The organism is Protofrankia sp. Cj3, from assembly GCF_917627355.1.
Lineage (GTDB): Bacteria > Actinomycetota > Actinomycetes > Frankiales > Frankiaceae > Protofrankia.
In genome coordinates this window covers 32,486-33,722 of record NZ_CAKJTR010000002.1, presented here as the reverse complement: position 1 = coordinate 33,722, position 1,237 = coordinate 32,486, and the positions used below count along the sequence as shown (strand labels likewise).

General features: G+C 69.9%; 1 protein-coding gene. It reads left to right on the top strand.

The window, feature by feature from the left end; translation table 11 throughout:
• Positions 1-201: 201 nt before the first annotated feature.
• Positions 202-1,221: a phosphogluconate dehydrogenase (NAD(+)-dependent, decarboxylating) gene (gene gnd / locus MJ783_RS00570; RefSeq protein WP_239307903.1), complete on the top strand. Its 1,020-nt coding sequence runs from the start codon at positions 202-204 to the stop codon at positions 1,219-1,221.
• Positions 1,222-1,237 lie beyond the last annotated feature (16 nt).

Here is a 1,237-nt window from a genome sequence, read left to right as displayed (position 1 = left end):
GCCTGAACCCACCGCGCCACCCACCGGCCGCGGGCCACGAGGGGTACACGGCCGGAGTCCCGACGCCGCGGGCCGTGTGGCACAACGATCACCAGGACTCTCCGGCGGTGCGGTGTCATGGCTGGTAGGCCGCGCGACAATGAAACGGGCGCCGCTGGCACCGCACCGCACCGCACCAGTCCAACGACTACGGGAGATCTCGTGCAGCTCGGGATGATCGGCCTTGGCCGGATGGGCGCCAACCTGGTACGCCGGCTCATGCGGGACGGGCACGACTGCGTCGTCTACGACGTCAACCCAGCGGCGGTGGAGCAGCTGGCGGCCGCGGGCGCGACCGGTGCCAGCACACTCGCGGAGTTCGCGGCGAAGCTCACCGTCCCCCGCGCGGCCTGGGTGATGCTCCCCGCCGGGATCACCGGCGAGACCGTGTTCGCGCTCGCTGAACACTTCGAAGCCGACGACGTCATCCTCGATGGCGGCAACTCCTACTACCGCGACGATGTGGACCGGGCCGCCGAGCTCGCAGGCCGGGGCATCCACTACGTCGACGTCGGCACCTCTGGGGGGGTCTTCGGGCTGGAACGCGGTTTCTGCCTGATGATCGGAGGTGAGCGTGACGTCGTGTCCCGCCTCGAGCCGCTGTTCGCCACGATCGCTCCGGGGCTGACGACGGCACCGCGCACGCCGGGCCGCGCCGGTGCACCGACCCAGGCCGAAAAGGGCTACCTGCACTGCGGGCCGAACGGGGCCGGGCACTTCGTGAAGATGGTCCACAACGGCATCGAATACGGGATGATGGGCGCCTTCGCCGAGGGGATGGCCATCCTGAACAAGGCCGGCATCGGCCGGGAACACACCGGCGAGCATGACGCCGAAACCACCCCGCTGGCGCACCCCGAGTACTACCAGTACGACATCGACACCGCGGAGGTGGCCGAGGTGTGGCGCCGGGGCAGCGTGGTCAGTTCCTGGCTGCTGGATCTGACGGCGGCGGCGCTCGTCGAGGATCCAAAGCTGGCGTCGTTCAGCGGCCGGGTGTCGGACTCCGGCGAGGGCCGCTGGACGGTACTCGCCGCGGTGGAGGAAGGTGTGCCCGCCCACGTGCTCACCGCCTCGCTGTACGAGCGGTTCTCCTCGCGCGGCGAGGCCCTGTACGCGGACAAACTGCTGTCGGCCATGCGCAGACAGTTCGGCGGCCACACGGAAAAGCCGGCCGGCTGATCCAGCCAGGCTAAAA